Raw genomic sequence first — 26,067 nt, forward strand, 5'->3', positions numbered from 1 at the left:
GCCCCTTCAGGGCCGAGAGCGGGGGTCCGGGGGCGCAGCCCTCAAGTACGGGACGGGTAGGGCGGCGGGGGCGAAATCCTCTAGGCCGGCAGCGTCAGCCCCCAGGCCCCCTCCCGCACCACCCACGTCCGCCTCCGCACCGGCCCGCTCACCGACCCCGCGTCCGCCCGGTACCGGAAATCCGCCCCGGAGACCGTCACCCGCCGCCCCACCACCCCCAGCGGAGACGCCTCCGCGCCCACCGACAGTGGCCGGACCTCCACCCGGGCGCCCCCGGGCACCCCCGGGGTCAGGGTCACCGCCTCCACCGGCTGGTCGAGGTCCACGAGGGTCACCCCGTCCACCTCGACGCGCAGCCGCGAGGGCCCGGGGCCGCCCGGCAGCGGGGCCACCCGGGCTCCCCGCGCCCCTCGGACGGGCCGTGCCGCCAGTGTCCGTACCAGGGACTGGCAGGTCCGCAGCCAGGGGTGAGCCGCGGCCCCCGTCTCCGTGTCGGCCTCGCCGTAGCCGTCGGCGTCGGCCGGCTCCCGTTGCGCCGGAATCCGTACCGCGCCCACCACCACTCCGTCGCTGTCGTCGACGAGGAGGTCCAGGCGGCGTTCGGTGCCCTCCAGGACGGCCCGGGCCGCGGCCACCGCGCCCGTCGGGACGCCGAGGGAGCGGGCGAGGGAGAGCACGCCGATCGCGCCCACCGGGACGATCGACAGCACACATCCGGCCAGCTCCCGCTGCCGGTGCAGCAGAGCCACCGTACGCAGCAGGGCCCGGTCGTCGCCGATCACCACCGGCCTCCGGGAACCCCTCCTGGCCAGTGCCCGAGCGAATTCCTCGGGCGAGTCCGGGAGGCACACCTTTGTTCTCGCACCCGCGCTGAGCACGTCTTTCGCAATTCGTACAGACTCGCCGTCCGTCCGCCGGGCGACCGGGTCGATGACCACGAAGAGCTGGTCGGAAGTCGCCACCTCGGTCATGCCTCGCTTCCTCGGGTAGCATCTTTGTGCAAGAGCCCCTTGCGCTATTGCGCCAGGGGCTTGGTCTATTCCGGGGCATCCGGGTCCGACGGGTTGCGACCGACGATGGTCGCCGGTGTACGAGGCATGAGCCGTGAGCTCAGACGCGTACGCCCCTGGCCTTGGACATGCCCCGCCCGGAAGGGGTGTACGCGCGTGCCCGCACTTGTGCTGCTCGGTGCTCAGTGGGGTGACGAAGGTAAGGGGAAGGCTACGGACCTGCTCGGTGGGTCTGTGGACTATGTGGTGCGCTACCAGGGCGGCAACAACGCCGGCCACACGGTAGTCGTGGGCGACCAGAAGTACGCCCTGCACCTCCTCCCTTCCGGAATCCTCACACCTGAATGCACACCCGTCATCGGCAACGGCGTCGTCGTCGACCCGTCGGTCCTGTTCTCCGAGCTGAACGGGCTGAACGAGCGAGGCGTCGACACGTCCAAGCTCCTGATCAGCGGTAACGCTCACATCATCACCCCGTACAACGTGACCGTCGACAAGGTGACGGAACGCTTCCTCGGGAAGCGGAAGATCGGTACGACGGGGCGCGGTATCGGCCCGACCTACGCCGACAAGATCAACCGCGTCGGCATCCGGGTCCAGGACCTGTACGACGAGTCGATCCTGACGCAGAAGGTCGAGGCGGCGCTGGACGGCAAGAACCAGCTCCTCACCAAGGTCTTCAACCGCCGGGCGATCGAGGCCGCCCAGGTCGTCGAGGAACTCCTCACCTACGCGGACCGGCTCAAGCCGTACGTCGCCGACACCGTCCTGGTCCTCAACAAGGCGCTCGACGACGACAAGGTGGTCCTCTTCGAGGGCGGCCAGGGCACGCTCCTGGACATCGACCACGGGACCTATCCCTTCGTGACGTCGTCGAACCCGACCGCCGGTGGTGCCTGCACGGGCTCGGGCGTCGGCCCGACGAAGATCAGCCGGGTCATCGGCATCCTCAAGGCGTACACGACCCGCGTCGGCGCCGGTCCCTTCCCCACCGAGCTCTTCGACGACGACGGCGACGCGCTGCGCCGTATCGGCCACGAGCGGGGTGTCACCACCGGCCGTGACCGGCGCTGTGGCTGGTTCGACGCGGTCATCGCCCGCTACGCGACCCGCGTGAACGGCCTGACCGACTTCTTCCTCACCAAGCTCGACGTCCTCACCGGCTGGGAGGAGATCCCGGTCTGCGTGGCGTACGAGATCGACGGCAAGCGCGTCGAGGAACTCCCGTACTCCCAGACCGACTTCCACCACGCGAAGCCGATCTACGAGACCCTGCCCGGCTGGTCGGAGGACATCACGAAGGCCAAGACCTTCGCCGACCTCCCGAAGAACGCCCAGGCGTACGTGAAGGCGCTGGAGGAGATGTCCGGCGCCCCGATCTCGGCGATCGGCGTCGGCCCTGGCCGCACGGAGACGATCGAGATCAACTCGTTCATCTAGTAGTTCATCTAGCACGGAGGAGGGGCACCCCCCCCACGGGGGTGCCCCTCCTCTCATGCCCCTTCGCGTGTCACCTCGTGAAGATGAAGTACTTCCACGCCCCGTGGGTCGTCGTGTTCACGTTGTCGCCCGACGCTCCGTCGAGGTACGACGAGCGGATGCGGAAGCGGTAGCCGATGTCGTGGGTGCCGCCCAGTTCCACGCGGGAGATGCCGGACGAGTCCAGGCCGAAGTACTGGGAGCCGCCGTCGTACCAGGTGCCCTCGTAGAAGTACTCGATCTGGAGGCGCTGCTCGCGGTGCGGGTACGCCGTCATCGACGTGGTGAACAGCGGGACCGTGGCCTGGTGGAAGTAGGCGTACGTCTGGCCGTACACGTTCTTGTTCTTGTACTGGCGGCTGATCGACGTCGACACCTTGACCTTGGTGTAGATCGTGCTCGCCACCGTCTTGGGCGCGTAGCGCGCGTCACCCGTGAAGCGTGCCGTCAGGCGGGTGTCGCGGGTGAGCTTGTACGTGGCCGAGAAGTCGCCGTTCCGGTTGACCGTGCCCGACTTGACCAGCTTGTTGGGCCGGTCGGAGCCGTACGGGTCGGCCCAGATCTCGACCTTGCGGTTCTTGTACGTCTTGCCGAGGTGCGCCGTGAACTTGACGCTCTTCGCGTAGTCGTACGTCTTCTTGTTGTTGGAGAGCCGGATCGAGGTCGCCGAGCGCGAGACGTCGACCGTGTCCGAGCCGGAGGACGCCAGGTGGTCGGCGTCACCCGCGTACGCCAGCACGTACGTCACCTTGCCGCCGGCCGGCGGGCTGTTGGTGAAGGAGAACGTGCCGTTCGCCGCGACCGTCGCCGTGCCGATCTTCCGGCCGCCCGGGTTGTCCAGGTCCTTGCGGGTGATGGTCAGCTTGGTGCCCGCCGGGAGGGCCACCCTGCTGGTGACCTTGCCCTTGACCGTGAGCTTCTTCGTACGGTCGCCCTTGGCCGGGGCGGTGACGGAGACGCTGGTGACGGCCTTCGTCGGGTTGTTCAGGACGCGCAGGTCGTAGCTGTTGTCCTGGCCGGCCGTCACCGCGAAGAGCCGGGACCTGTCCGGTGCCCAGCCGAGGCCCGCCGCGGCGAGCCTGCCGGTGCTGCCCCCGTTGACGAGGTCGTAGTCCCGGACCGAGGCCGTGCGGCCCGGCCTGTAGACGTGCAGGCCCTGGCCGAAGTACGTGTCGTTGCCCGCGGCGACCGTGCCGTCGGGGGCGAAGGCCACCGCGTTGGCGGACCCCTGGGCGCTGGTGTACGTGCGGTCCGCCGTGAGGTCGGAGGTCTTGTACGTCACGTGGTGGGACGGGGCCTGGGCGGCCACGACGACCTGCCCGCCGTCCGGCGTGACCGAGAGGTCGCGCAGTTCGCTGCCCGCGACGGTCTTGCGCGCGGTGGCGGTCGCGGTGCCCGACGAGACGTCGTACACGCCCAACTCGGTCCAGGCCAGGCCGGGCAGGCCCGCGACCAGGCTGCCCGAGCCCGGCGCGGCGTCCAGCAGGGGAGCGGCGCTCCAGGGCTTGGCCGCGTCGCCGTCCAGGGTGACCTTGTGCTCCGGGTCGGTGAGGTCGACCGAGCCGATGTTGCCGGTGCCCGGGGTGCCGTACCCGAACCACAGTCTGCCGCCCGCCAGGGCCACGGACTGGGGGTTCACGTCCCCCGTCGGGTACTGCGCGGACACCGTGACCGTGGCCGCGTCGATGACGGCGATGGCGTCGGAGGTGTCGCCCAGGTCGTCGGGCACCGCCGCGTACAGCGTCCTGGAGTCGGCGGACAGCTCCAGGCCCTTGACGCCGCGCAGGTTGGACACCTCCGCGACGAAGTTGCCCCGGTAGTCGGTGGCGACGACCCGGTCGCTGACCGGATCGCTGACGAAGACCCGCTTGTGGACGCCGTCCACGACGATGTCACCGAACGAGACGATGCCCAGGTCCCGCTGGTCGTCCGCCATGGCGGTGCCCGCGACGCCGGTCGTGAGCGCGACGGAACCGAAAGTGAGTGCGACCGCGAGCGCGGTCGAGAGTGTGCGTCTGTGCACGATTGTTTCGAACCCCCCGGTACGAAAGTGCCCCGTTGTGGGGCCACTTGGCTTCTGAATGGAGCCAGTGGAGAAGACCTTAGGTCACACCACTGACACAAGGTTCACAAGGGGTTAACGAGACGGGTGGGATCTTCACGTTTCGCCGAAATTGACCGGGACATGGCCTGTCATGGCCTGCTCTTGGTTCCTGGCCGGCTCCTGTGCCGCCACGATCTACGCGTGTAGCCACCGCGTGTAGCCACCGACCGCTCAGGAGTTCCCCATGCCCATCTCGCCCATGAACCGACGTCAGTTCATGCACAAGTCGGCCGTCACCGGTGCCGCCGTGGCCGCCGCCGGAACCGTCGCGACAACCCCCGCGCAGGCCGCCGGGCCCGTCGGCGGTGCCGCGCACCGCAAGCCGCCCCGCACCTGGTCCTTCTCCATCCTGGGCACCACCGACCTGCACAGCCACGTCTTCGACTGGGACTACTACACCGACGCCGCCTACACCGACAAGGCCGGCAACTCGGTCGGCGTCGCCCGCGTGGCCACCCTCATCAAGCAGCAGCGCGCGGAGAAGGGCGAGGACCGCGTCCTGCTCGTCGACGCGGGCGACATCATCCAGGGCACGTCACTGGCGTACTACTACGCGCGCGTGGACCCCATTCTGGGCACGGGCACGGGCACGGGCACCGGCACCGGCACCAAGGGCAGGCGGGCACCCGAACACCCCATGGCCATCGCCATGAACGCCATGCGCTACGACGCCGCCGCCCTCGGCAACCACGAGTTCAACTACGGCATCGACACCCTCCGCAAGTTCGAGAGCCAGTGCCGTTTCCCGCTCCTCGGCGCCAACGCGCTCGACGCGAAGACGCTCCGGCCCGCCTTCCAGCCGTACACCGTCAAGCGCATCCGGGTCCCCGGCGCTCCGGACATCAAGGTCGGCATCCTCGGCCTCACGAACCCCGGAATCGCTCTCTGGGACAAGGACAACGTCGCCGGGAAGATGACGTTCACGGGGCTCGTCGAGCAGGCGAAGAAGTACGTCCCGCGCATGCGCGCCCTCGGCTGTGACGTCGTCTTCCTCACGGATCACTCGGGCCTGGACGGAAGTTCGTCGTACGGGAACGAGCTGCCCTACGTCGAGAACGCGTCGAACCTGGTCGCGGAGCAGGTGCCCGGGATCGACGCGATCCTCGTCGGGCACACGCACACCGAGGTGTCGTCCTACACGGTGACGAACAAGGCGACCGGCAAGGACGTGGTCCTCTCCGAGCCGTACTGCTACGGCATGCGCCTGACGGTCTTCGACTTCGACCTCGAACTCGAGCGCGGCCAGTGGAAGGTGACCGGCACGAAGGCGAAGACCCTCGACCCCAAGGGTGTCGAGGAGGACGAGCACATCACCAGGCTGCTCAAGGCCGACCACGAACTCGTCGTGAAGTACGTCAACACGGCTGTCGGCACCTGTACGGCGGACCTGTCGGCGGCGGAGGCGTGCTGGAAGGACGTGCCCGTCATGGACTTCATCCACCAGGTCCAGATGGCCACCCTGGCCACCGGTCTGTCGAGCGCGGACGCCGCCCTCCCGCTGCTCTCGGTCGCCGCGCCCTTCAGCCGCAGCGCGGACATCCCCAAGGGTGACGTCACCATCCGCGATGTCGCCGGGCTCTACATCTACGACAACACCCTGTACGGCAAGAAGCTGACGGGCGCGCAGCTCAGGGACTACCTGGAGTTCGCGGCGAAGTACTACCACCAGGTGCCGGTGGGCACGGCCGTCGACACCGCGACGCTGACGAACGCCAACAGCTTCTGGGACTACATGTACGACACGGCCGCGGGCGTCGAGTACGAGATCGACATCGCGCAGGCGGAGGGTTCGAGAATCAAGAACCTCGCCTACAAGGGCACTCCGGTCACGGACGACCAGGTCTTCGTCGTGGCGGTGAACAACTACCGCGCCAACGGAGGCTCCGGGTACCCGCACATCGCCGCTGCCGACATCGCGTACAGCTCGACGAACGAGATCCGCCAGCTGATGATCGACTACGTGACGACGAAGGGGACCCTGGACCCCGCCGACTTCGCGGCCACCAACTGGAAGCTGACGCAGGGCGGTACGGCGGTGTTCCCGGCCTGACGGGTCGGGGCAGTTCCGGCGGCCGTCATCAGGGCCGCCGGAACCGCGCCGCCCCGGGAGTCCGCCGGGGTGGATCTCGCGGGGAGGGGGGTAGGGAAACGCTTGCGTTTCGTTACGGACCCCCGTAGCTTGTCGGTACGAAACCGTTTCGTATCGATGGGAGTATGTGATGACGAGCTCTCCGGTGCTCCTGGCCGTCGCTCTCTCCCTCGTTTCCGCGCTCTGCTACGCCACGGCCGCCGTGGTCCAGGAGCGGACCGCGGCCGGAACGGCGGATCTGCGCGGGGCGCTCGCCCGGGGCTCGTGGTGGGGAGCGGTCCTCCTCAACGCCGGGGGCGCGCTGCTGCACGTGGTCGCCCTGCGGTACGGGCCGCTGAGCCTCGTACAACCGCTGGGTGTGCTGACCCTCGTGGTGGCGGTGCCCCTGGGCTCGCTGGTCACCCGCCGCCGGACCTCGGGCACGCAGTGGCGCGGAATGGCCCTCACCCTCTTCGGGCTGACGGCGCTGCTGACGGTCACCGCCTCGGGGAGCGGGCCGGACGCCACCCTGAGCACGACCGGGGTTCTGGTGGTCGCGCTCGCCGCCGCCACCGTCATCGCGGTGCTCGTACGCCCGGCCGCCGGCCGTTCCGCTCCGGGCGGCCTCGCTTTCGCGGCGGCCTCGGGCATCGCCTCCGGAGTCGGCTCGACACTGGCCCAGAAGCTCGCCGTCGGCGCGACGCTGTCGTGGAGCGCGGCGCTGGTCGCGGTCCTCACCGTCGGGTTCGCCGCGGGTGGGCTGCTGCTCGCGCAGAAGGCGTACTGCAGCGGCCTCGGCGGCCCCCTCGCGCTCCTCACCCTCGTCAACCCGGTCGCCGCGTCCGCCATCGGCGTCACCCTGCTCGGCGAGGGCTTCCAGTACGGCGGGACCGGCATCCTCCTCGCCCTCGCGGGCGCGGTGACGGCCGCCCGGGGTGTGGTCCTGCTCAGCCGGCCCCAGCCCGAGCTCCAGCCCCGGCCTCGGTCCGGGCCCGCGTCCGAGTCCTGCTCCCAGCCCGGGCCGCGGCACGATCGTCCCGCCCGCCACGACGTGCGCGTACCTCACCTGCGACCGGCCCCGATCCTCACCGGCACGAGCCGGGCGGCCTGAATGGAGCACACGAAGATGACGACGACGACCCTGGCGCCCATGACGACGGTTCAGCTGCGCCCTCCGACAGCCGTCCGCGCGGCGGAACTGGTGGACGTGCCCGCGGTGGTGCGCATGATCGCGTCGCCGCAGCCCGCGCCCTCGGGCGACTCCGTCGCTCCGGACTGGGCGCGGACGCAGAGCGCCATGCGGCTGGTGCTGGCCCACTACGCGCTCGAAGAGGGCCGGATATGGGTGGCCGAGCGGCCGGACGGCGGGCTCCTCGCGGCTGCCGTGTGGCTGCCGCCCGGCGTCGGGTCCGAACCTCCCGACACCCGCTTCAGCAGCCTGCTCACCCGTGAGCTGGCCACCGGCCCGGCGGACTGCCCGGCTCTGCCGGTCCTGCCCAGGTGGCTGAAGGACGTGGGGCCCGACCTGTCGCACTGGAAGGTGTTCATCGTCGGCGCGCTGGACGACACGAGCGCCTGGGACCACACCGTGGCCGCCGACCTGCTGACCCCGGGCCTGCGCGCCGTCGACGACGAGGCGGCGACCGCCGTAGCGATCACGATGTCTCCACGCCACGGGGACCAGCTGCGGTCCCTCGGGTTCCGCGGCCCGCACGAGACCCGCCTCGGGCCGGGTGCGAGCGGATGGCTGGCGACTCGTCACCCGGTGCGCGGGGCAAGCCGGTTGAGCGCCTGACGGAGGCTCGTCACCCGTCTTCTCGCGGTGGCTCGGCGCCGCCTCCCGAGGGTGTTCCGGGTTTCGTGTGGAGGACTTCGCGGGCCTGTTCCGCGGCGCGGACGGTGCTCTCGGAGACGAAGTCGAGGAAGCGGGCGATGTTCTCCAGGCGGGCGCCGGCCGGGGTGCCGGAGCCGAGGACGCCGACGCCCTGCTGCGCGATCCCGACGACCTGGGCGATGGCGCGGGCGCTGGCCAGCATCGACTCGTACCAGACGTCGTCGTCGACGACGTAGCGCTCGCGGCGGCGTTCGCCCGGTTCCCGGCGGACCATGCCCTGGCTTTCGAGGAACGTGATCGCCTTGGACACGGACGCCGGGCTGACGTCGAGGCGCTGGACGAGTTCGGCCGCGGTGAGGCTGCCGGAGTCGGTGAGGGTGAGGCAGGCCATCACCCGGGACATCATCGTGGGCATGCCGGACGCCGTGATGACGGTGGTGAACATTTCCTCGTACTCGCGTACGGCCTCGGCGTCACGTCCGTAGGCGGGCGCCGGCGCCTGTGGCCCCCGGGGTGTGGTGGTCCTGCGCCGGTGGGCGCGGCGTTCGGTGGCGCGGTGGGCCGCCTCTGCGCGGTAGGCGGTGGGGCCGCCGTTGCGCATCACCTCACGCGTGACGGTGGAGGTCGGACGCTCCAGGCGCCGGGCGATCTCCGCGTAGGCGAGGCCGTCGGCCAGCCCCAGCGCGATCTGCTGACGTTCGGGCTGGGTGAGCCTGCCTCCCGGCATCGCGGTCTCCTCTTGCTGGTCCTTGCTGGTCCTTGCTGGTGCTTGGGGTCGCGAGTGTAGCGTTCGCTTTCAATTCATTGCAACATGCGCAGACTCCGATATTGCGTTAGATTCTGAATCAGTGCAATGATTTTCTGCATTGACCTGCACTTATGATGGATACGCGCAACGAATTTGTTGCGAGAACAGTGAATGCAACGTAGCTTTTCCATTGTTCGAAACGGATTCGAAGCCTCGGGAGAGCATGATGCAGAAGTTCGACACCCCCGCCCCGGTCCTGGCCGTCCTCGACATCCCCGCGGGACGCATCCGGTTCATCGCCGCCGACCGCGCCGACACCACCGTCGAGGTCCTGCCCGCGGACGCCTCCAAGGGGCGCGACGTGAAAGCGGCCGAGCGGGCCACTGTCGAGTACGGGGACGGTGTCCTGCGGATCGGGGCCGCACCGGCGAAGAACCGCGTCCTCGGTCAGTCGGGGTCCGTCGAGGTGACCGTCCAGCTGCCCGTCGGCTCCCGCGTCCAGGCGAAGGCGGCCGACGCCGAACTCCGGGGCGTGGGACGCCTCGGCGACGTCACCTGCGAGTGCGCGCGGGGCACGGTCAAGCTCGACGAGACCGCCAGCGCCCGCCTCACCCTCCAGTCCGGCGACATCACCGTCGGCCGCCTGGGCGGCCCCGGCGAACTCCGCACGCTCAAGGGCGACTTGCGCATCACCGAGGCCGTACGCGGCACGGTCACCCTGCACACCCAGTCCGGCGACATCACGGTCGGCGCCACCCGTGGAGCCTCCGCGACCCTGGACGCCGGCACCGCCTACGGCCGCATCGACAACGCCCTACAGAACACCGACGGCGCCACCGCCCAGCTCACCATCCACGCCACGACCAGCTACGGCAGCATCAGCGCGCGGAGCCTCTGACCTGGTGGGATGGTGTTTGGCGACTCGCGCCGACGCCGGCCGTCCTGGGGCCGCCCGTTCCGCTGCCTGCGGTGGCCGGTGAGGAGGCGGGTCCCAGGTCCAGGGCGTCGCGGACGGCGGTCAGGATGTCCTCGGTGTCGGCGCCGAGGGCTCGGGCGGCGGAGGTGAAGTCCCGGGCCAGGGTGGTGAGTTGGTCGGCGTCGTGGGCGTGCGGCCCGGACGGGAGCGCCGCGACCCTGGTGCCCGCGCCACGGCGGGTGCGGATCAGCTCGGCGGCCTCCAGCTCGCGGTAGGCGCGGGCCACGGTGCCCGGCGCCAGATCGAGGTCGGTGGCGAGCTGGCGCACGGTCGGCAGGCGCTCTCCCGCGACCAGTCGGCCGGTGCGGATCAGCGCGGCCAGTTGGGCGCGGATCTGCTCGTACGGCGGTACCTGGCTGGTGGTGTCGACGCGGACGGCGGGGTCACTCATCGTCGGAGGTCCCGGCCTTGGCCGTCTCGTCCTCGACCGCGCGGGGGGCGACCACGGTGACCAGGGACCAGGCGACCGTGAACAGGTTCAGCAGGGCCAGGGGGTAGAACATCCAGAAGGTGAGGGCGCCCAGTACGCCGGCGCAGCCCGTCTCCGTCAGCGAGACGGTGACCATCAGTACGGCGTACAGCTGCTGGCTCGACACCAGGAGGCCCCAGGCCCCGGTGACAGCCCACGCGCGGTCGCGGCGCTGCTGTTCCTCGCCCGGGCCGTGCGCGATGCGGCGCAGGGCCCAGAAGCAGGTGGGGGTGGCGACGGCGAGCGCGCCGAACATCGGGAGGCTGTAGTACAGGCCGGGCCAGGGGCCGAGGGGCGCGCGCATTCCGTTGCAGGTGACGTGGACGACCTTGCCCGTGCTCAATATGCGGTCGGGGTCGACGGAGGCCGTGGCGGCCGTGATCACCAGCAGGGCGACAAGGGAGACGCCCTGGAGGGCGACCAGGGGGCCCATGCGCGGCGGCACATGGTCTCTGACCAGGCGCGGGGCGAGACTCGCGGTGCGTACCGCCTCCTGGGGGCGCAGGGTCAGCGCGTCGGCGAGCAGGACACCGGCCACCGCGCACAGGCCGAAGGCCGTGATGCAGAACACGACGCGCTGCTCGAACTCGACGTCCCCCAGCGTGGACAGGGCCTGCGCGACCACGATGCCGATGGCCAGACCTGACCAGCGGGCGAAGTACTCGGCGTGGTCGAGGAACCGGGACCGGAGCGGGGCGGTGTCGAGCATGTCGAGCATGTGGAGATCCCCCCAGATCATCTTGTATCAAGTGGTGGGTACAAGATGCCTCGGCCGGGATCTTGTGTCAAATGCTCGATACAAAAGGGGACTTCGGCTGGGTGGGCACGACGAGACCGCCCGACGCCGCGGTGAGGTTTCCGGGCGTCGAGCGGTCGCGGCAGAGCGTCGGAGTGACCGCTCGGGGGCGGCAGAGGAGGCAGAGGCGTCAGGGGCGTCAGGGGCGTTGCAGCACTCGGTCCACGACGCCGTCGGCGGCCAGGTGGGACCACTGCTCGTACGTCGTCCCTCCCTCCCTGCGCTGGTTGCGCATACCGAGGTACTGATACGTCTTCGCGTCGAAGACCAGCACCTGTGCGCCGTCCCCCCAGGGCGTGCCGGGGTCGACGTACTGGATGCCGAGGCCCGGGCGGCCCTCCGCGTCCGTCCGGCCCGGCAGCAACTTGATGCCGGGGACGGTGGCGAGTGCCTCGAACGCCGCGGGGCGCAGTCCCTTCGGCAGAACGGCCTTGCGGAGCAGGCCGGAGAGGCCGAACTGGACCAGCGGCCACTCGTCGGCCCTCACAGGCCGGTCGGGGTCCGGCTTCCTGAGGAGGCCGCGCAGCGCGATCGGCAGCTTGACAGGGTCGGTGGGCAGTTGCTTCAGCTCCGACCACCTGGTCGGCGGCCAAATACTCTCCCCCGGCTGGAACGGCGGGACCCACTGGGCATTGCCCAGCTCGCTGAGGTAGGACTTCTTGGAGCCGTCGACCGAGCTCCAGCTCTCGTCGACGTATGTCTTGGTGCGGCCGCCTCCGACCGGGGTTTCCTTGATGATCTCCTTGGAGTAGATGAACTGGTCGTCGCGCGGCGCGATCGACTTTTCGAGACTGCGTGCCTCGGCCGCCGCCCCTCGCAGCACGGTGGCCGCGCTCACTGTCTGGGTGCGAGGAGAGGTCCCCGTGTTCTCGGCGACCACCACGGTCGTGGTGACCGTCGCAGCGGCTACGGCGGCCACCGCGACCCGCAGCAGCGGACGGCGGCCGACGGTCATGGGGGCGGCGGGTTCCCGCATCGCCTGGTACAGGCGGAAGCGTGCACGGGTACGGGCGGCGTCCGTGAGAGCAGGCGCGTCCGCGTCCCACTCCCTGAGGAGCTTGAGTTCATTCATCGCCGGAAACCTCCATCGTCTGATTGCCCGGATTCCTCATGGAGAGCGGTGGGATCGGATCCGCCCAATGCCTCGCGAAGCTTTCTGCGGGCCCTGTGCAGCCGCGACCGGACCGTCCCCACCGGCACGCCCAGGGCGCGTGCGACCTCCTCGTAGCCGAGGTCGGCCCAGGCGACCAGCAGCAGGACGTCCCGATGACGGGCGGGCAACCGGGCCAGCGCACCGGCGAGTTCGCGCCCTACCGCCTGCGCGCTGACCCGCGCCGCCACCCGGTCCGCGACTGTCTCCTCGGCCCGGCCGCCGCCGGTGCCGTCCGGAGGCAGCCGTCCGAGCGCCTTCAGACGCCGGGCCTCGGCACGCCTGTGGCGGCTGATGAGGTTGGTCGCGATGCCGAACAGCCACGGACGGGCGCCGGCCTGCTCCGTGTCGTACCGGAAGCGCTGCTGGAACGCGGTGGTGAAGGTCTCCGCCATCACGTCCTCGGCCGCCTCCGCACCGAGCCGGCGCGCCGCGTAGCCATGCACCGAGTCGGCATGGCGGTCGAAGAGCACGGCGAACACCTCGGGCTCGTGCCACGACCGTTCGACCACCGAGGCGTCACTCTCCTGCCCCACTCTGACGTCTGGCTCGACGGTCATCGGGGCTCCTTTCGTCGGTTCGATCGCGCTGAAGTCCTGTGCTTTCACCAGTACTTCGCCGTTCGCGGGAATCCGGTTCCCCACGTCTGACCACGCGGGCCCGAGCGGGAGAAAGCTCTTGCGGCAGCACGGGACGACGCATGCGCCACTGGGCGGCCCTTGGCGGTCGTACGGACGGACGAATCCCAGGGCTTACGCTCCCGGGCATGACCCAAGTTCTACGCCACCGTGTGCCTGCCGCCGACCGCGCCTCGGAAGGTGCCGAAGGCGCTCGCTGCCGCCCTGGCGCCCTACAACATGGGCCTCGCCGAGGGACAGAATCCGGTCGGCCACTGGGACTGGTGGACCATCCGCTCCAGCGCGGGCAACGCCTACCTCGTGCTGCCGCCGTACGACGGTGACCGCAGGCTCGTCACGGCGTCAACCGTGCCGCGCAGGAAGGCCCAGCTCGATGCCCTCGGGCCGCTGGAGTGCTACGGCGGGCCTCGCGGTCTGCTCGACTTCGACGGTATGCGGAACCGGGCGGCGCGCGCGTACGACGACCGGCTCGCCGCTTGGACCGAGCTGACCGTGATACATCCGCCGACCGCCCCGCGCACCGACTTCCTCGCCCGCCATGAAGCCGATCCTGAAATCTACTCCCAGGCAGACGCCAGGAGGGATCACCTGGCTCAGCCGCTGGTGCAGGAGGTGGCCCGGCGAGCCGTCGCGGGAGACCCGCACTTCAGCACGTCGTTGCTGCTCAACGACCCGGTCGAATACTTCGCGCAGGACCACGAGGAGGCCCGGCTGCTGGCGGTCCGGAGCGCTGTACCCGGCTTCGCCCTGATCGCCCTTGACGGCTCATGGACGTTCGTGGACACAGCCGACCACCTGGAACAGGCCAACCGCTACCTCGACGACCTCGACGCCGAGGCCGTCGTCCTCGACGTGCTGTGTCACTGCTGAGGCGAACGCCCAGCAAAACTGCCGTAGTTCAGGCGGTACGGGCGAGAAACGCGGCCCAGGCCTCGCCGGTGACCGTGAGGTTGGGGCCGGTCGGGTTCTTGGAGTCGCGGATGTGGATGGCGGCGGTGGGGGTGTGGGGGCAGGGGGCGATCTCCACGCAGTTGCCGCCGCCGTCGTCGCTGTACGTCGACTTGCGCCAGGCGTAGGCGACTTCGACGCAGTCCCCGCCACCGCCGTCGCTGTAGCTGGACTTGAACCACCGAAGTGCACCGGTGTCGCTCATGGTTCCTCTCCTGCCGATTCCGCCAACTGCTCGATGAGACTGAGTGAGTCGTCGGGACTCAGAGCCTGTGATCGGATCTTCGAGGCTGACACCACCGTCAAGGTCGACCCGCTGGTCCGTGACCGCCTCATGGTGCTCGCCCGCGAGCGCGGGATGACCATGCGCGATCTGATCGCCGAGCTGGCGGGGGCCACGCCCACGCAGGAGGAGCTGCGGAAGCGGTACGAGGAGACGAAGGCGTACTGCGAGACGCACTTCGGCGTCACCCTCACCGACGAGGACCACGACAGGGTCGAGAAGGTGTGGCAGGACCTGGAGGCCGGGCGGGAGGTGGAGAGCCTGTGAGCGCCGCAAAGGGAGGCGGAAGGCCCGGACCCGCCGGACCCGGTGGATCGACCGGGGTCGTCTTCGACGAGTCGGCGCTACTGGCGCTCGGGTCGGGCAACTCGCTCGCCTCGCAGTTCGTGTCCAACACCGAGCACGGGCCCACCCGGCACGTGTACGTGCCCGCGCTCTGCCTCGCCGCCGCCGACGGCATGCGCAAGGGGCTGGCCGAGCACATCGGCGCCCTGCCCGCCGTGGAGATCGTCGAGCTGGACTTCGCGGGCGCGTCCACTGTGGGTGCGCTGCTGCGTGACGGGGTGGAGTGGCGGCTCGGTCACGCGGTCCACCTGTCCCGGCCGACTGCGGACTGGCCGAACGGCCGGCGCGTACTGACCGTCGACCCCGATCCGTACGCGGACATGCCCCTCGTACGGACCCTCAGGCTGCCGCGTCAGCGGTAGTCCCGGCAGGGTAGTGTGCCCGCGCCCCGAAAGGAGCGCGGGCACGCCAAGCGGCAATGCCGGGCATATCCTGTTTTGGTACGAGTATGTGCGGGTGTGTACAGGTGAGTGCGTACCCCGTGCGCGTCGATCAGGAGAAGGTGAGTGCCATGCGCGTTCTGCTCAAGGCGCAGTTCGACACGGAGAAGGGCAACGAGGGCATCCGCAGCGGCAAGCTGCCGGAGCTGTTGAAGGAGACCCTGGAGCACCTCAAGCCGGAGGCGGCGTACTTCGGACCCGAGGACGGTTGCCGGACCTGCTGGTTGTTCATCGACCTGGAGGACTCCTCCCAGATCCCGCCCATCGCGGAGCCGTTCTTCACCCAATTGGGCGCCAAGGTCTCCTTCACCCCCATCATGAACGCCGACGACCTGCAGAAGGGTCTCTCCCAGATCCGCTGAGCGTGCCGCCGCGTGCGCCCATGCCCGCGCTCAGCTGAAGACGATCATCGACCCCTGGGCCAGGCTCCGCGTCGCCGCCGCGTTCAGCCCCAGCCACACGTGCCGTTCCCGGGCGAACGGGCTTGAGTCGAACGGCGCGGGTGCCGCCGGTTCCTCCAGTGACGTGGGGGTGGGCGGCGGGGCCGGGGCCACCGGGGGGTTCCCCGGGTCGATGCCGATCGAGGGGGCCACGAACTCCAGCTCCCTCAGCAGGGTCTGGGACGAGCCCAACGGGCCGCCCCCCGCGAGGAGTTCGTCGCTGGAGAGAGGGTGCGGGAAGTCCACCGGGACGTAGGCGCCCGCGTGGTCGTAGTGCCAGACCAGGTGCGACTGCTGGGCGGTCGCCTCGAACATCTCCAGCAACTGCTCGTAGTCACCGCCCAGTTCGTCCACCGGCGTCACCGGCAGACCGCACACCTGGAGGAGATACGCGCGGCGCAGGAAGTGCAGCGCGTCGTAGTCGAAGCCCGCGATCGGGGCCACGTCGCCGGACAGCCCCGGCATGTACGCGTACACCGGCACCGGAGGCAGTCCCGCCTCGCCCAGCACCCTGTCGTACAGAGCGAGTTCCTCGGCGAAGGGATTGTCGGGGGTGTGACACAGCACGTCGACGAGTGGGACCAGCCACAGGTCACAGGCCAAAGGAGAACTCCTCGCATCGTCGCAGGCGGTGGTCAGGCACCGTGGGCAGAGCAGTCAGGGAAGCGTAGTGGGTGGCGGGAGGGTCGGACCCCCGTGTGACGGGCCAGACACCGAAAGGAACAGGTCAGGAACAGGTCAGGAGCAGCCCGGCGGGGCGGGGCGGGACGGGGTTGGGCCGGGTCGGGGACGGTCAGGGACTGATCACGGCCGGCCGCTCTCCCCGGACGCTCCGGGGGCTCACGACCCGTCGTGCAGGTCCCATACCCACACCCCGCCCGTCCACTTACCCGGCTCGCCCGTCAACTGTTCCAGCGTCTCGCGCAGCACCCCGTCGTTGCCCTGCGGGGCCAGCACCAGCACGCCCGCCTTCCAGTACGCGAAGTCCTTCCTGGCCTGGGCCCGCCAGTTGTCGCCGATCGTCGGGGCGACGCCGTTGTAGCGCACGTCCCGCAGCATGTTGGAGGTGAAGCGGGGCGCGGCGCCGTAGATGCCGACGCGCTCGTCGCCGTACGGCCCGTTGAAGTAGCCGCCCGGCAGCTTGAACCCGAGGTCGGCCGCCGTCTGCCAGTGCAGTGCCTCCGCGTTGCCCGGGTCGGGCAGCGGCACCGGGACGAGCGACTCGCCCTTCCCGACGTACGACTTCCACATGCCGTCCGCGATGAAGGGGGGCACGTCCACGCGTTCCACCGTCTTCAGCGGGGCCGGGACGATCGGCAGCACGGCGAGGAGGACGGCCAGCGTGCCGAAGTACTGCGTGGTCAGGTTGCGGGTGGCCGCCAGCCGTTCCAGCGCGACGGCCAGGAGCAGGCCCAGCGCGGGAGCGCAGATCATCGCGACCCGGCCCTCGATGACCGACTCGAACAGCGGCTTCTTCGCGAGGAGCGCCCAGGGGCCCGGCAGCACGGTGTCGCTGAGCGGGACACGGAACTCGGGGCCCAGGGACAGGAGGGCCGCGGCGACCGCCGTGCAGGCCAGCGCCTTCACCACCGTGCGCTCCCACAGCCGTACGACGATCGCGAAGGCCAGCAGGACCAGGGGCCAGCCGTAGAAGGCGTTCTGCTCGGTGGGGTTGAGGGAGAGGGCGTTCGCCCTGTCCGCGTCGCCCGCGACGAGGGAGCGCTCGGCGAAGGAGAGCAGCGCGAGCGGGCTGTTGCCGGCGTTGTCGCCGTGCAGGACGCTCTTGTAGCTCTGCGGCCCGAAGAACTGCCAGTAGAGGGGGAAGGCGACGATCGGGAGGCAGACCGCGACACCGATCAGCAGGCCGCGCAGCAGCGGACGCCAGGTGGCCTTCGCCACGTCCCGGCGTGCGACGGCGTAGGCGAGGGCGAACAACGCCATCCCCATGGCCGCGAGCAGCAGCGGCTCCTCGCCGAGGAAGATCTGGTACGCCGCCATCAGGCCCAGGACCACGCCGTTGCGGCGAACCCGCTCGCCCTCGCACAGCCGCAGGGCGCGGTCGATGATCAGCGGCATCATGAAGAGGATGACGAAGTTCGGGTGCGCGTTGGCGTGGCTGACCATCGGGGGCGCGAAGGTCGCCAGGGCGGCGCCGGCGAAGGCCGCACCCCGCTGCCGTACGACCCTTTTCACGATCAGCCAGTACCAGGCCGTGGCCGTCGCGGCGAGGCCCAGGGTCATCACCAGGGCGAGGGAGAGCGCCGGGCCGGCGAGGAGCGTGAGCGGAGTGAAGGGGACGGAGAGTCCGAGCATGACCGTGTTGGCCATGAGGTTCACGCCGTCGGGGAAGCCCTGGAGGTCGGTGAAGAGCGGGTTGCGGAGGTGGACGACGTTGTCGGCCGTGACCGCGAAGAACCACTCCCACTGGTTCTGGTCCTGGAGGGAGTCGGGGAGATAGCGGCCCGCCGGGTCGAGCCAGCGGCCCGCGTACAGGGCGACCGCCATGAGGAGGAAGAGGGCGACCGCGAGGAGGTCGGCCGGGCGGAGCGCGCGTGTCTTGAGGGCCGCCAGCTCGGCGAGGACACGGGCGTAGTCCAGCGGGCGTACCTTCGAGCCGGACTGGTGGGCCCAGCGGACCGGGATCTCGGCGACCGGCCAGTCCGCGCGGCGGAAGTGCTGGAGGACCTCGACGTCGATGCCCCAGCCGTTGAGCCGGGACGCCGCGAACGCCGTACGGGCACGGTCGCCGTCGAACAGCTTGAAGCCGCACTGGGTGTCCCGTATGCCGGGGACCGCGACCCGGCGTATCAGGACGTTGCCGGCCCGGCCGAGGAGTTCACGTACCCGGTGTTGGTGGTGCTCGATCGTCGAGCCGGGGACGGAACGGGAGCCGATGGCCGCCGCGTGCCCCTCGGTGAGCGCCTTGTCCAGTACGTCCAGTTCCTCGATGGGCGCGGCCAGGTCGGCATCCGTCACCAGGACGCGGGCGCCGCGCGAGGCGGCGACACCGAGGCGCAGGGCGTGGCCCTTGCCCCGGTTGCGGGGGCTGGTGACGAGCTGGACGCGGGGGTCGGCGAGGCCGGTGACCAGGTCGCGGGTGCCGTCGGTGGAACCGTCGTCGACGACCACCACCTCCCAGTCGCCCCAGCGGCCCTCGTTCTCCTGGAGGTGACCGGTGATGGCGGCGAGGGTGGGGCCGAGCCGCTCTTCCTCGTTGTAGGCGGGGACGACGACGGTCAGGTCCAGGGTGCCGGTGGTACGGGTGGGAGCGCTCATCCGAGGGGGCCCCCGTTGCCACCTGGTTCCGTGACGCCGTCGTCCTTCCCGTGCTCCTTCCCCTGCTCCTGCTCCTTCTTCTGCTCCTTGTCCTCGCCTCCGTCGGAGGCGAGGACGGGGCCGGCGGAGCGGGTGTCGGTCAGACCCTCTATGAGGGCGAGGGAGTGCAGGTCGTAGTCGTCGACCATCCGGTGCGCCTCGGCGAGGTCGCGGAGGGTCAGCGCGTCGATGACCTCGGTGTACCCGGACCACAGGTGACCGCGCAGGTCGCCGACGCGGCGCAGGTGCTGCACCGCGCACACCCAGCACTGGACGCGCAGCCGGTGCAGGAAGTCGGTGAGGTACTCGTTGCCGAACAGGGCACCCAGCTCGCGCCAGAAGCGCAGGTCGTAGCCGATGAGGATGTTCAGCTCACCGGCGGTGGCGGCGCGCCGCGCCTCCTCGCCCCGGCGGCGGACACCGGCGAGGGCCGCGGCGGCACGGGGGTCGCCGACGCGGACGAAGAAGCCGCGCGGACCCGGGCTGTCAACGGCGAAGCCACTCACCCGACCGCCGGCCGCCCCACCGGCCGCACCGGTCGCCAGACCTTTGGCCAGGCCGTGGAACATGCCGTCGGTGACCAGCCCGCGGGCCTCGATCATGCCCCGGAAGTCGGCCGGCGAGTACTCGTGCACGCGGAAGCCGCGGTGCTGGTCCGCCTCCAGCAGGCCCTGGGCCGACAGATCGACCAGGGCCTCGCGGACGGGCGTCGCGGAGACGCCGTACTGCTCGGCGATCTCCTTGACCGTGAACTCCTGACCCGGCTGGAGACGGCCGGCCAGCACCTCGTCGCGGAGCGCGGACGCGATCTGCTGACGCAGGGTGCTGCGGGTCACGGCGCCGTTGCCGCTGCTGGCGGGCATGGTCGGGGCCCTCCCCCTTCGCGCGTGTGGATGACTACTCGCATATGTCTACGAGCACGTCACCTTACGCGTTCGGGTTCCCGGCGAACTTTCCCGTGCGCTTCCTCTCCTCAAGCGGCGCGGTCGCTCCTCCTCACCGCTCCTCCGCTCCTACTCGGTGTACTCGTCGGCGACCGTCAGCGCCGCGTCCAGCGCGGCGAGTCCCTCCTTGACCTCGGCCTCCGTGACGTTGCAGGGCGGGACGACATGGGTGCGGTTCATGTTGACGAACGGCCACAGCCCGTTCGCCTTCGCGGCGGCGCCGAACGCGGCCATCGGGGCGTTGGCCTCCCCGGCGGCGTTGTACGGCACCAGAGGCTCCCGGGTCTCCTTGTCCCGTACGAGGTCCAGGGCCCAGAAGACACCGGTGCCGCGCACTTCGCCGACGCTCGGATGCCGGGCGGCCAGTTCCGTGAGCGCCGGTCCGATGATGCTCTCGCCGGTGCGGGCGGCCTGCCCGACGATGTCCTCCTCCGCCATCACGGTGAGCGTGGCGACGGCGGCGGCACAGGCGAGGGGGTGCCCGGAGTAGGTGAGACCGCCGGGGTAGGGACGGGTGGCGAACGTCTCGGCGATGGCGCCCGAGATGGCCACGCCACCCAGGGGCACATAGCCGGAGTTGACGCCCTTGGCGAAGGTCATCAGGTCGGGCACGACGTCGAACAGGTCCGCGGCGAACCACTCGCCGGTGCGCCCGAACCCGGCCATGACCTCGTCCAGCACGAAGACGATCCCGTACTGGTCGCAGAGCGCGCGCACCCCGGCGAGATAGCCGGGCGGCGGGATCATGATGCCGGCGGTGCCGGGAATGGTCTCCAGGATGATCGCGGCGATGGTGCCGGACCCCTCGAAGACGATGGTGTCCTCAAGGTGCTGAAGCGCCCGCGCACACTCCTGCTCCTCGGTCTCGGCGTAGAACCTGGACCGGTAGAGGAACGGGGCCCAGAAGTGCACGACACCGGCGGTGCCGTTGTCGGAGGGCCAGCGCCGGGGGTCGCCGGTGAGGTTCACGGCCTGCTGGGTGCCGCCGTGGTAGGAGCGGTAGGCGGACAGCACCTTGGGCCGCCCGGTGTGCAGCCGGGCCATGCGCACGGCGTGCTCGACGGCGTCGGCGCCACCGTTGGTGAAGAAGATCTTGTCCAGGTCGCCCGGTGTCCGCTCCGCGATGAGCCGGGCCGCCTCCGACCGCGCCTCGACGGCGAACGCGGGCGCGAACGTCGTCATCCGCCCGGCCTGCTCCTGGATGGCCGCGACGACCTTCGGGTGCTGGTACCCGATGTTCGTGAAGACCAGCCCGCTGGTGAAGTCCAGGTACCGCCTGCCGTCGTAGTCCCAGAAGTACGCCCCCTCGGCACCGGCGACGGCGAGTGGGTCGATGAGCTCCTGCGCGGACCAGGAGTGGAACACGTGCGCGCGATCGGCGGCCTTCACGGCCGCACCGGCCTGGGGGTTGGGCTGAGGGGTCATGCGGCGAGCGTAGGCGGCGGGGGTGACAGCGGGATATCGGCGTCCTGTCTGCGGTCCGGCGGTTTCCGCGACAGGTTGTCGCGTGTCCTGAGGGGAAAATAGGGGGGTGCGGGGGAGGGGAAACGGGGGAGGCGGCGCGGGCATGGAGAAGCTCCGGGACGGGGATCCGGTGCGGATCGGGGCGTACCGGCTGGTCGCCCGGCTCGGTGCGGGCGGGATGGGCCATGTGTATGTGGCGCGGTCCGAGCGGGGGCGTACCGTCGCCGTCAAGCTGGTCCGGCGGGAGCTGGCCGAGCAGGACGAGTTCCGGGACCGCTTCCGGCACGAGGTCGCCGCCGCGCGGCGCGTCGGGGGTCGCTGGACGGCGCCCGTGCTGGACGCCGACACCGAGGCCGCTGTCCCCTGGGTCGCCACCGGGTACGTCGCCGGGCCGAGCCTGGCGCAGGTTGTCGGGCACGACCACGGGCCGCTGCCCGAACGCTCGGTGCGTGTCCTCGCCGCCGGGCTGGCGCACGCCCTCCAGGACATCCACACCGCCGGGATCGTCCACCGCGACCTCAAGCCGTCCAACATCCTGGTCGCCATCGACGGGCCCCGCGTCATCGACTTCGGTATCGCCCGTGCCCTGGAGACCGTCGCGGAGGGCGGCCTCACGCGCGCGGGCGCGCTCGTCGGCTCACCCGGGTTCATGGCGCCCGAGCAGGTACGGGGCGACCGGGTCACCGCCGCCGCCGACGTCTTCTGCCTCGGTTCCGTCCTCGTGTACGCGGTCACGGGCGCCCTTCCGTTCGGCGCGGCCGGCAGCGGGGCCCACGCCATGATGTTCCGCATCGCCCAGGAGGAACCCGACCTGACGGGGGTCCCGGCGAGCCTGGCCGGCCTCGTCCGCGACTGCCTGCACAAGGATCCGGCCCGGCGGCCCACACCGCGACAGATCGTGGAGCGTACGGGGGTGTCGGCCGACCCTGTCCCGGACGGACCCGAGCGGGACACCTGGCTACCGGGCACACTGGTCGCCCAACTGGGGCGACACACGGTGCAGTTGCTTGAGGCGGAGGCGGAGGCCACTGCAGAAGGGCTGGACCCCGAAGAGCCGGACCCGGAAGAGCGGGAGCCGAGAGAGCGGGACCCGGAAGAGCCGGGCGTCACGCCCGAGCACGCACCGTCCGCTGTACCGCCCGCCCATCCCGCCCACGGCCACCCGCAGCACCACCCGCAGCCCTTCGCCGTCACGCCCGGTGACAGTCAGCGGCTCCCGGTCTGGCCCGGGGATCCCGATCTCGAAGAGCCTGTCGTGCCGGCGGCGTGGAGCATGTCGCCCCCCGGTACGGCCCATGTCTACGCCGCCGGGCGCGCACAACTCGCGCATCGCCCCGGCAGGTCCCGCCTGTCGGTGGCGCTCGGCGCCGCCGCGCTGGTCGTCGCCCTCGGGGCCGGCGCGTCCATCGTCACCCAGCTGAACGGCGACGACGACTCCCCGGCCACGCCCGCGAGCCCCACGCCGACCGCGTCGCCTGCCGGAGCCGTACCGTCCGGCTTCCTGGGCACCTGGACCGCCTCGATCGACAACTCCACGGGCCACAACACCCGTCGGCTGACCATCACGCAGGGCGAGGTGGGCGACCGGGTGCTGACCCTGGTCGCCGACGGCCCCACGGACACGGGCACCTACCACTGCGTGTTCGTCGCCACCCTGGCCGAACAACCCGCCAACGGCACCCTGTTGAGGATCGCCCCATCCCGGGTCACCGTCGGCGAACCGCCCTCCGCCTGCTCCCCGGGCGCCGCTTCCACGCTCACCCTGCGCGAGGACGGCACGTTGGAACGGGCGACGACGGGCAGCGGCGGGAGGCTGACGTACGGGAAGAAGAGCTGAACGTCCGGCGAACTTCCGTACCAGATAAGGGATTTGGGGCGGAGGTGATCGTAGGGTGACCGCAACTGTCCGGCTCCGGGGTTTGCGGGGGCACCCACATGGAGTGGCTGAGCGCAGAGAACGCCGTGGCCGTGGCGACCGCGGTCGTCGGTATCGCCGCTTCGGCGGTCATGGTCTGGTACGAGCGCCGGGTGCCGCGCCGCAAAAGGGTCGGGTACCGCGTACAGATGGACAACCCGATAGGCGACGGGGCGCAGTCCGGCCAGGCGAACGTCCGGCTCGGGCTGTTCGACGAGGCGCCCGGGATGCACCGGGCCACCCTCGTGCTGCTGCGCATCGAGAACGACGGCTCGCAGGGCATCGGCAACGAGGACTACACGAGCCGTGAACTGCACGGTCTCACCGTGGAGTTCACCGACCGCGTCATTCACGGTGTGTCGGTCACCCAGCCGCCCGGCATCGACCACCTCATGAGCCACTTCACGCCGCACGCGGGCTTCGGCTACGACGTCGGTGGCAACACCCTGCGCATTCCGCGCGTTCCCCTCAACCGGGGTGAGCACTTCAAGATGCTCGTGCTGCTGTCGGGTGGTGACGTGGGCTGCGGCATCCGGCTCGTCGGCGGTATCCGGGACGGCCAGGTGCACCCCAACCGCAGTGCGACGCCGGACGACAAGCCGCCCCTGTTCAGCCGGGCGGCCCGGCTGATCACGGTCATTCTCACGACCTCCGTCCTCATCCTCGCGAGCATCGTCGTCGTGCGCGACGACGCCCCGCCGCCGCTCGGCTGCGAGAAGGGCACCCTGACCGTCGTCGGCTCGACCGCCTTCGCGCTCGTGGCGGAGGGACTGGCCAAGGAGTACGAGAAGGACTGCGAGGGCTCCGACATCAAGGTCGAGGCGCGTGGCAGTACCGCCGGGGTGGGTGAACTCGCCGCCATGGAGGGCGAGTCGAGGAGTAACCGGGCCTCGGTGATCGCGTTCTCCGACGGCCGGAACAAGGGCGCCGGCTCCGCGCTGCGGGGCGAGCCCGTCGCCCTGTCGGTCTTCACCCTGGTCGCCAACAGGGGGGCTCGACCTCCAGCGGGGCCTGACCCTGGCGCAGGTGCGGCGCGTCTACTCCGGGGCGGTCGGGTACTGGGACGAGCTCGACCCGGCGCTGCCGCACTGGCGCGTCGTCCTGGTCAGCAGGGACGCCGACTCCGGCACCCGGCAGGTCTTCCAGGACCGGGTGCTCGACGGGAAGTGGGAGGGCGTGCCCAGCACCTCGCTGGGCTGCGACCTCCAGGAGGACCCATCCGCCCCCGTGCGCTGCGAACTCGACTCCACGGAGGACGTGTTGAAGAGGGTCGCCGCGACTCGGGGTGCCATCGGCTACAGCGAACTCGGCCAGGCGGTCCGTCGGCGGACCGTGAACCGGGTGGCCCTCGACGGCGCCACCGCCGGAGTCGACGCCATCGAGTACGACGGCAGCCACTACCCCTACCGGGGCGTGGAGTACGCCTACACCTACGCCGACCTACCGACCGGCTCACTCGCCGGCAGCTTCCTCAACTACGTGCGGAACCACGGCCAGGGCGCGATCCGCAACAACGGCCACATCCCGTGCACGGCGACCTCGGGGGAGCGGCTGTGTGACGACTTCTCTCCCGGCGCCTGAGAGGCGACGTAGGTGACTTCTGGTCGACAGGCCGGTGATGTCGAAACCCCGTCAGGCAATCCCTGGCGGGGTGGCTCCGGCCGCGGCCGGAGCCACCTACCTCACCGCGCCTCCGGCGGCCTCTGCCGGGGCATGTTCGGCCGTGCTCCCGGTGCGGCGACCCCGAACCGGCCCTGATGCACCGTCGCGTCCTGGCGGGGCACTCCCATCCCCGCCGACTGGATGCCCAGCGGTGCGGACCCCGTCCGGAACTCCACCATCCAGTCCGCCGTCTCCGCCCGGACCAGCTCCGTCACGTCCTCCGAGAACCTCCGCAGCACCCCGAGACACCGGTCGGCGGCCTCGCCCGCCGTTCCCTCGGTCGGGCCCAGGACCTCTCGCACGCTCTCCGACGCCCAGTCGAACTGCAGCACCTGAAGCCGTCGCTGCACGGCCTGTGCGGTGGCGACGTCCCTTATCCAGCCCGAGGTGACCCCGAAGAACCGGTCGGCGGCCACGCACGCCACCGCGACCAGCATCGCCAGATAGCCCCAGGGTGCGACCCCGCCCATCACCCCGGTGAGATCGAGCAGCGGCAGCGCCGCCCCGGCGACCGCCCCGAGCGCGGCGCCCGTACGCAGTGCCCGGGCCCCCCGCCGTTTCCAGACGCGGTCGGCGAGGTACCAGGCCGCCGTCTCCAGAGCCCCCTGCTCCACCCACCGGTACAGCTCGTCGAGGCGCGGCGCGGGCTCGCCCCAGTCGCCGAGGGGGAAGGGCCGGCCGGTGAGGTCGCCGGGCCGCAGCCCGGCAAAACCCAGCTCGGGGGGACCTTCGCTCCGCCCGTCGTGGGGCGGTCTCTGCGGCGGCCCCTCGGGCTGCATCTCCGGCTGGCTCACCCGGCACTCCCTAAGCTGAACAGACTGACCACATAGCTGAGCAACTGAGCAGACTGAGCACAATCCATCACAGTGTGTGACACCGTAAGGCGCCCGCGTGACGTCTGATGCTGGTGTAAAGCTGTCGCGCCGCCTCATTCCTACCGCCCAATGGGTGGCGGTGACCGGGCTTTCGTTTCTTTTCCGCTCGGAAGAACGCCGTGATCAGGTATAGGCCAAAGGACCGGCTCACTCGAAAGAGTGCT

General features: G+C 70.6%; 23 protein-coding genes and 1 pseudogene. 11 read left to right on the plus strand and 13 right to left on the minus strand.

Annotation, left to right across the window (positions count from 1 at the left end; genetic code table 11):
• Nucleotides 1-80: 80 nt before the first annotated feature.
• A complete protein-coding gene (locus tag IEY89_RS16000; protein WP_189148057.1) occupies nt 81-971 on the minus strand; it encodes a diacylglycerol kinase catalytic domain-containing protein in 891 nt (296 codons plus the stop codon).
• Between the two features lie 195 nt (nt 972-1,166).
• Between IEY89_RS16000 and IEY89_RS16005 the strand changes: the two genes are divergently transcribed.
• The gene (locus IEY89_RS16005) at nt 1,167-2,450 is read left to right on the plus strand and encodes an adenylosuccinate synthase (protein ID WP_189148058.1); all 1,284 of its coding nucleotides are present in this window, start codon (nt 1,167-1,169) and stop codon (nt 2,448-2,450) included.
• A gap of 70 nt (nt 2,451-2,520) precedes the next feature.
• Here the strand turns inward: IEY89_RS16005 and IEY89_RS16010 are convergent, their stop codons facing one another.
• Nucleotides 2,521-4,512, minus strand: coding sequence for a WD40 repeat domain-containing protein (locus tag IEY89_RS16010; RefSeq protein ID WP_189148059.1), 1,992 nt, complete (start codon nt 4,510-4,512; stop codon nt 2,521-2,523).
• A gap of 265 nt (nt 4,513-4,777) precedes the next feature.
• Between IEY89_RS16010 and IEY89_RS16015 the strand changes: the two genes are divergently transcribed.
• The 3 genes from IEY89_RS16015 to IEY89_RS16025 all read left to right on the plus strand — a co-directional run bounded on the left by IEY89_RS16015 (nt 4,778) and on the right by IEY89_RS16025 (nt 8,456).
• Complete coding sequence (locus IEY89_RS16015; protein WP_189148060.1) at nt 4,778-6,643, plus strand: bifunctional metallophosphatase/5'-nucleotidase; 1,866 nt, start codon at nt 4,778-4,780, stop codon at nt 6,641-6,643.
• A gap of 169 nt (nt 6,644-6,812) precedes the next feature.
• Nucleotides 6,813-7,772, plus strand: coding sequence for a DMT family protein (locus tag IEY89_RS16020; RefSeq protein WP_189148061.1), 960 nt, complete (start codon nt 6,813-6,815; stop codon nt 7,770-7,772).
• A gap of 15 nt (nt 7,773-7,787) precedes the next feature.
• Complete coding sequence (locus IEY89_RS16025; protein WP_189148062.1) at nt 7,788-8,456, plus strand: hypothetical protein; 669 nt, start codon at nt 7,788-7,790, stop codon at nt 8,454-8,456.
• A gap of 10 nt (nt 8,457-8,466) precedes the next feature.
• Here IEY89_RS16025 and IEY89_RS16030 read toward each other — a convergent pair whose 3' ends face one another.
• Entirely contained in the window at nt 8,467-9,222 is a 756-nt protein-coding gene (locus tag IEY89_RS16030) for a GbsR/MarR family transcriptional regulator (protein WP_189148063.1), read from the minus strand.
• 247 nt (nt 9,223-9,469) lie between these two features.
• On the opposite strand from IEY89_RS16030, the gene IEY89_RS16035 reads away from it, so the two are divergent.
• Nucleotides 9,470-10,141, plus strand: coding sequence for a DUF4097 family beta strand repeat-containing protein (locus IEY89_RS16035; protein WP_189148205.1), 672 nt, complete (start codon nt 9,470-9,472; stop codon nt 10,139-10,141).
• On the opposite strand, the gene IEY89_RS16040 is transcribed toward IEY89_RS16035, so the two are convergent.
• The 4 genes from IEY89_RS16040 to IEY89_RS16055 form a co-directional block, all read right to left on the minus strand.
• Nucleotides 10,122-10,610, minus strand: coding sequence for a GntR family transcriptional regulator (locus IEY89_RS16040; protein ID WP_189148064.1), 489 nt, complete (start codon nt 10,608-10,610; stop codon nt 10,122-10,124). The two genes, IEY89_RS16035 and IEY89_RS16040, sit on opposite strands and share 20 nt — an antisense overlap.
• A complete protein-coding gene (locus tag IEY89_RS16045) occupies nt 10,603-11,406 on the minus strand; it encodes a hypothetical protein (RefSeq protein WP_229695254.1) in 804 nt (267 codons plus the stop codon). Before IEY89_RS16045 ends, IEY89_RS16040 begins: the two co-directional genes overlap by 8 nt.
• Nucleotides 11,407-11,623: 217 nt before the next feature.
• Nucleotides 11,624-12,556: a CU044_5270 family protein gene (locus IEY89_RS16050; protein WP_189148066.1), complete on the minus strand. Its 933-nt coding sequence runs from the start codon at nt 12,554-12,556 to the stop codon at nt 11,624-11,626.
• Nucleotides 12,553-13,194 carry an RNA polymerase sigma factor gene (locus IEY89_RS16055; protein ID WP_189148067.1) on the minus strand — a complete coding sequence of 214 codons (642 nt, stop codon included), beginning with the start codon at nt 13,192-13,194 and terminating at the stop codon, nt 12,553-12,555. The genes IEY89_RS16050 and IEY89_RS16055 overlap by 4 nt, the downstream gene beginning before the upstream one ends.
• Before the next feature lie 258 nt (nt 13,195-13,452).
• Between IEY89_RS16055 and IEY89_RS16060 the strand changes: the two genes are divergently transcribed.
• Nucleotides 13,453-14,142, plus strand: coding sequence for a hypothetical protein (locus IEY89_RS16060; protein WP_189148068.1), 690 nt, complete (start codon nt 13,453-13,455; stop codon nt 14,140-14,142).
• Between the two features lie 28 nt (nt 14,143-14,170).
• Here the strand turns inward: IEY89_RS16060 and IEY89_RS16065 are convergent, their stop codons facing one another.
• Nucleotides 14,171-14,425, minus strand: coding sequence for a DUF397 domain-containing protein (locus IEY89_RS16065; RefSeq protein WP_189148069.1), 255 nt, complete (start codon nt 14,423-14,425; stop codon nt 14,171-14,173).
• A 33-nt stretch (nt 14,426-14,458) separates the two neighbouring features.
• Between IEY89_RS16065 and IEY89_RS16070 the strand changes: the two genes are divergently transcribed.
• The 3 genes from IEY89_RS16070 to IEY89_RS16080 all read left to right on the plus strand — a co-directional run bounded on the left by IEY89_RS16070 (nt 14,459) and on the right by IEY89_RS16080 (nt 15,650).
• Complete coding sequence (locus IEY89_RS16070; RefSeq protein ID WP_189148070.1) at nt 14,459-14,770, plus strand: hypothetical protein; 312 nt, start codon at nt 14,459-14,461, stop codon at nt 14,768-14,770.
• On the plus strand, nt 14,767-15,210 hold the full coding sequence (locus IEY89_RS16075) for a PIN domain-containing protein (protein ID WP_189148071.1): 444 nt from the start codon (nt 14,767-14,769) through the stop codon (nt 15,208-15,210). The genes IEY89_RS16070 and IEY89_RS16075 overlap by 4 nt, the downstream gene beginning before the upstream one ends.
• Before the next feature lie 149 nt (nt 15,211-15,359).
• Nucleotides 15,360-15,650, plus strand: a complete 291-nt coding sequence (locus IEY89_RS16080) for a hypothetical protein (RefSeq protein ID WP_189148072.1) — start codon at nt 15,360-15,362, stop codon at nt 15,648-15,650.
• Between the two features lie 30 nt (nt 15,651-15,680).
• Here IEY89_RS16080 and IEY89_RS16085 read toward each other — a convergent pair whose 3' ends face one another.
• The 4 genes from IEY89_RS16085 to IEY89_RS16100 form a co-directional block, all read right to left on the minus strand.
• Complete coding sequence (locus IEY89_RS16085; protein WP_189148073.1) at nt 15,681-16,331, minus strand: putative DNA-mimic protein; 651 nt, start codon at nt 16,329-16,331, stop codon at nt 15,681-15,683.
• 237 nt (nt 16,332-16,568) lie between these two features.
• Entirely contained in the window at nt 16,569-19,004 is a 2,436-nt protein-coding gene (locus IEY89_RS16090) for a dolichyl-phosphate beta-glucosyltransferase (protein WP_189148074.1), read from the minus strand.
• The gene (locus tag IEY89_RS16095) at nt 19,001-19,906 is read right to left on the minus strand and encodes a GntR family transcriptional regulator (RefSeq protein WP_189148075.1); all 906 of its coding nucleotides are present in this window, start codon (nt 19,904-19,906) and stop codon (nt 19,001-19,003) included. The genes IEY89_RS16090 and IEY89_RS16095 overlap by 4 nt, the downstream gene beginning before the upstream one ends.
• Before the next feature lie 150 nt (nt 19,907-20,056).
• Nucleotides 20,057-21,412, minus strand: a complete 1,356-nt coding sequence (locus tag IEY89_RS16100; protein WP_189148076.1) for an aspartate aminotransferase family protein — start codon at nt 21,410-21,412, stop codon at nt 20,057-20,059.
• Nucleotides 21,413-21,554: 142 nt separating this feature from the next.
• On the opposite strand from IEY89_RS16100, the gene IEY89_RS16105 reads away from it, so the two are divergent.
• Complete coding sequence (locus tag IEY89_RS16105; RefSeq protein ID WP_189148077.1) at nt 21,555-23,288, plus strand: serine/threonine-protein kinase; 1,734 nt, start codon at nt 21,555-21,557, stop codon at nt 23,286-23,288.
• A gap of 98 nt (nt 23,289-23,386) precedes the next feature.
• Nucleotides 23,387-24,947: pseudogene (locus tag IEY89_RS16110) on the plus strand (PstS family phosphate ABC transporter substrate-binding protein).
• 101 nt (nt 24,948-25,048) lie between these two features.
• Here IEY89_RS16110 and IEY89_RS16115 read toward each other — a convergent pair.
• On the minus strand, nt 25,049-25,822 hold the full coding sequence (locus IEY89_RS16115) for an SLATT domain-containing protein (protein WP_189148078.1): 774 nt from the start codon (nt 25,820-25,822) through the stop codon (nt 25,049-25,051).
• Nucleotides 25,823-26,067 lie beyond the last annotated feature (245 nt).

Origin of the sequence: Streptomyces lacrimifluminis, assembly GCF_014646095.1 — a bacterium.
GTDB lineage: Bacteria > Actinomycetota > Actinomycetes > Streptomycetales > Streptomycetaceae > Streptomyces > Streptomyces lacrimifluminis.

Bases quoted from the DNA above. Each gene is read 5' to 3' on its own strand.
- IEY89_RS16065 (WP_189148069.1), bottom strand. From the start codon at position 14,425: ATGAGCGACACCGGTGCACTTCGGTGGTTCAAGTCCAGCTACAGCGAC.
- IEY89_RS16095 (WP_189148075.1), bottom strand. From the start codon at position 19,906: ATGCCCGCCAGCAGCGGCAACGGCGCCGTGACCCGCAGCACCCTGCGT.
- IEY89_RS16100 (WP_189148076.1), bottom strand. From the start codon at position 21,412: ATGACCCCTCAGCCCAACCCCCAGGCCGGTGCGGCCGTGAAGGCCGCC.
- IEY89_RS16080 (WP_189148072.1), top strand. From the start codon at position 15,360: ATGCGCGTTCTGCTCAAGGCGCAGTTCGACACGGAGAAGGGCAACGAG.
- IEY89_RS16030 (WP_189148063.1), bottom strand. From the start codon at position 9,222: ATGCCGGGAGGCAGGCTCACCCAGCCCGAACGTCAGCAGATCGCGCTG.
- IEY89_RS16000 (WP_189148057.1), bottom strand. From the start codon at position 971: ATGACCGAGGTGGCGACTTCCGACCAGCTCTTCGTGGTCATCGACCCG.
- IEY89_RS16015 (WP_189148060.1), top strand. From the start codon at position 4,778: ATGCCCATCTCGCCCATGAACCGACGTCAGTTCATGCACAAGTCGGCC.
- IEY89_RS16025 (WP_189148062.1), top strand. From the start codon at position 7,788: ATGACGACGACGACCCTGGCGCCCATGACGACGGTTCAGCTGCGCCCT.
- IEY89_RS16070 (WP_189148070.1), top strand. From the start codon at position 14,459: ATGAGACTGAGTGAGTCGTCGGGACTCAGAGCCTGTGATCGGATCTTC.
- IEY89_RS16045 (WP_229695254.1), bottom strand. From the start codon at position 11,406: ATGCTCGACATGCTCGACACCGCCCCGCTCCGGTCCCGGTTCCTCGAC.
- IEY89_RS16020 (WP_189148061.1), top strand. From the start codon at position 6,813: ATGACGAGCTCTCCGGTGCTCCTGGCCGTCGCTCTCTCCCTCGTTTCC.
- IEY89_RS16035 (WP_189148205.1), top strand. From the start codon at position 9,470: ATGCAGAAGTTCGACACCCCCGCCCCGGTCCTGGCCGTCCTCGACATC.
- IEY89_RS16040 (WP_189148064.1), bottom strand. From the start codon at position 10,610: ATGAGTGACCCCGCCGTCCGCGTCGACACCACCAGCCAGGTACCGCCG.
- IEY89_RS16105 (WP_189148077.1), top strand. From the start codon at position 21,555: ATGGAGAAGCTCCGGGACGGGGATCCGGTGCGGATCGGGGCGTACCGG.
- IEY89_RS16090 (WP_189148074.1), bottom strand. From the start codon at position 19,004: ATGAGCGCTCCCACCCGTACCACCGGCACCCTGGACCTGACCGTCGTC.
- IEY89_RS16050 (WP_189148066.1), bottom strand. From the start codon at position 12,556: ATGAATGAACTCAAGCTCCTCAGGGAGTGGGACGCGGACGCGCCTGCT.
- IEY89_RS16055 (WP_189148067.1), bottom strand. From the start codon at position 13,194: ATGACCGTCGAGCCAGACGTCAGAGTGGGGCAGGAGAGTGACGCCTCG.